4 protein-coding genes and 1 pseudogene are annotated in these 2,303 nt (G+C 61.6%); all 5 read right to left on the minus strand.

The features are described 5' to 3' along the window. Window positions 1-104: 104 nt before the first annotated feature. The gene (locus CBW22_RS25775; RefSeq protein ID WP_088518251.1) at window positions 105-338 is read right to left on the minus strand and encodes a hypothetical protein; all 234 of its coding nucleotides are present in this window, start codon (window positions 336-338) and stop codon (window positions 105-107) included. Beyond that, the gene (gene traV, locus CBW22_RS25780) at window positions 338-874 is read right to left on the minus strand and encodes a type IV conjugative transfer system lipoprotein TraV (RefSeq protein WP_088518252.1); all 537 of its coding nucleotides are present in this window, start codon (window positions 872-874) and stop codon (window positions 338-340) included. Before traV ends, CBW22_RS25775 begins: the two co-directional genes overlap by 1 nt. Window positions 875-1,070: 196 nt before the next feature. Further along, the gene (locus tag CBW22_RS25785) at window positions 1,071-1,250 is read right to left on the minus strand and encodes a hypothetical protein (RefSeq protein WP_088518253.1); all 180 of its coding nucleotides are present in this window, start codon (window positions 1,248-1,250) and stop codon (window positions 1,071-1,073) included. Further along, complete coding sequence (locus tag CBW22_RS25790) at window positions 1,243-1,878, minus strand: hypothetical protein (RefSeq protein ID WP_141097395.1); 636 nt, start codon at window positions 1,876-1,878, stop codon at window positions 1,243-1,245. Before CBW22_RS25790 ends, CBW22_RS25785 begins: the two co-directional genes overlap by 8 nt. A 235-nt stretch (window positions 1,879-2,113) precedes the next feature. Further along, window positions 2,114-2,303: pseudogene (locus tag CBW22_RS25800) on the minus strand (transcription/translation regulatory transformer protein RfaH); the annotation flags it as partial.

Here is a 2,303-nt window from a genome sequence, read left to right on the forward strand (position 1 = left end):
TCAGGGACGGATAGCTGAAGCTCTGGCGCAGCAGGGCGGCAGCGTCTTTCGTACCGCCCTCGTCCCGGCTGCTGCTGAAGATGCCGGCAAGGTGTTCGAGAACGTTACTGAGCATGCTGACCTCCTGCGAATGGTGTGCGCAACGCGGTGTTCATCACGTCCTGTAGCAGGAAGCTTTTGCCCGCGCCGGTGGTGCCGCTGATAATGAAATGACGACCGCATGAAACATCCGCCTGCAGCAGACTGATACCGGGCCAGACCCGGTGATGCAACGCGGCCGCAGAGGATGCAGATGCCCGCTGCTCATGCGCGGAACGGAAAGAAAAGCGTTTTTTCATTACTCCCCCTCGCTGATAACCCGGAAATCTTCGTCCCAGCGTGATTTCTGCTTCACGAACTCCACCACGGCGGGCTGATGGAAGCTGTCCTGCTCGTCGACCCACGGCGCGATCCACAGGCGTTGCGTCGCGTCAGGAATGCGGCGGGCGTCTACCTGTCCCGGTCCGCTGTAATCACCCGGTACCACCGGTGTTGCTGCGCGAACCGGCACCGTGGATGCACGGAGACTGTCTGCGCTCAGCGCCTGCCCGGAGACAGGACGGGGAGTCAGCGTCGCCACGCTCACGGGGCGGTAAGGATTAACGGCGGGCTTCACGTTGCCGGGCGTCGCCAGCGCCTCAGCGGCAGGCTTTGGGCCGGCCTCCTTCTGCGCGGTCAGGTCGTCGAGGCTTTTTCCTTTTGATGCCAGTTTGCTGGCCTCAGACATCGACAGGCACTGGTCCGTGGCGGTTTTGTTACAGTCAAAGTCAGAGTTCATGCCGGCGCAGCCGGTCAGCGCAGCGCACAGCAGTGCGCACGCAAAGAGTTTTTGCATGGGGATATCCTCAGTGGCGGCCGGGCCGCAGCGGTAATAAAAGTGAGTGGTGCGGTGATAATGCCGGTGGTGCGGGTTGCCCTGGTGAAGGCACGATAATTCTTTTTTTGGGATACTCAGCAGAGCTGGTGCAGGATAAGCGTTATACCGGCGGTGAAGCAGGCCAGCAGGCTGAACAGCGCCAGTCGCTGAAAACTCAGCTGCATACGGCCTCCGTCTGAGCACTGTCTGCGGCAAGACGGTGCTGAATCACCTCGATTTCGGTGAGCAGCGCCGCGAGCCTGCAGCTGCTGGCCTGCGTCTTCCACGCTTTACGGTAGCGGAGCTGCAGCGCGCAGAGCCGGATACGCTGCTCCCGGCGGGTGCGTTTATTCATGATGGCTCCTGCAGTCAGATTCCCCGCGCTCATCCCGTTCACGCTCAGTGAAAGCAAAGGTCCGCCGCCGGGCGGGCGCCGGGAAGTTCTGCATCTCTTTATCAAGCCAGCAGGCAAGCATGGGGACCGAAATAAAACCAGCCTCAGCCACCACCTGCTGCAGTTCACGCCAGGCCCTGACGTCCCGGTATGGATAGACCTCCAGCCTTTCGGCAATCAGGTCCTGCCAGTTAAGCGGCTCCCGCAGCCGCATGACAACAGCGGCAGCCGCAACAACGGCGGGCAGCACCATCAGCCAGCCGGCCCAGACCCGCCCGTGAGCGTATTCGCGCCAGAGCACGGCCAGTACCAGCAACGCCATCATGCAGACAGCCAGCGTGCCGGCATAAGGCAGGTGGCCGTGCTCCCAGCTGGCCACCATGCCCCGTATCTCTCCCAGCTGACGGCGCCGGCGTTTTTCGCCTGATGTATTCATCTGCACCCCCGAATCAGCATCTGAAGAAAGGTGAGAAGCCAGCATATAACCGATGAAAATACCGACGGATAAACCGGCCAGCCGGGGTCTATGGCAGGCAGCTGCCAGTTCCAGAACGCCACAACGAGCCAGCATACCGGCAGCAATGCCCATATAAACGCCATGACGCCGGCAATCATAACCTGTTCAATGCAGTCAGCGCGCCACTGCCACCCGATGATCCCGGCAGAAATCACCAGGGACAGACGCCAGAATGGCCATCCGGGGAAAGCCACGGTCCCCGTGCGCATCCCCCAGGCGACGATGGCCGTATTGATGACCAGCAGCAGGGACAGGGCATGCAACCCCGGGCGCTGACACGTGTTCATGCGGCCTTTAAATGTCCTGATCATGCTGCCTCCTGCCCGGCGGCAGCCACCCGCCTGAACTTAATCCCTTCCGCACGCACCCGTCGCAGATCAAGCTCAACCAGCCGGCCCATCAGGCTGATAAGCATCATCGCCCGCTTCGCCCCCTGCGGCTCATGCCATATAGCCGACAGCCCTTCGAACACGCCGCTCTCAATCACCAGGGCGTCA

The sequence above is a fragment of the Pantoea sp. VS1 genome, assembly GCF_002207995.1.
Classification (GTDB): domain Bacteria; phylum Pseudomonadota; class Gammaproteobacteria; order Enterobacterales; family Enterobacteriaceae; genus Pantoea; species Pantoea dispersa.

Coding starts and splice junctions, on each gene's coding strand:
- CBW22_RS25790 (WP_141097395.1), bottom strand. CDS start 1,878: ATGGGCATTGCTGCCGGTATGCTGGCTCGTTGTGGCGTTCTGGAACTG.
- traV (WP_088518252.1), bottom strand. CDS start 874: ATGCAAAAACTCTTTGCGTGCGCACTGCTGTGCGCTGCGCTGACCGGC.
- CBW22_RS25785 (WP_088518253.1), bottom strand. CDS start 1,250: ATGAATAAACGCACCCGCCGGGAGCAGCGTATCCGGCTCTGCGCGCTG.
- CBW22_RS25775 (WP_088518251.1), bottom strand. CDS start 338: ATGAAAAAACGCTTTTCTTTCCGTTCCGCGCATGAGCAGCGGGCATCT.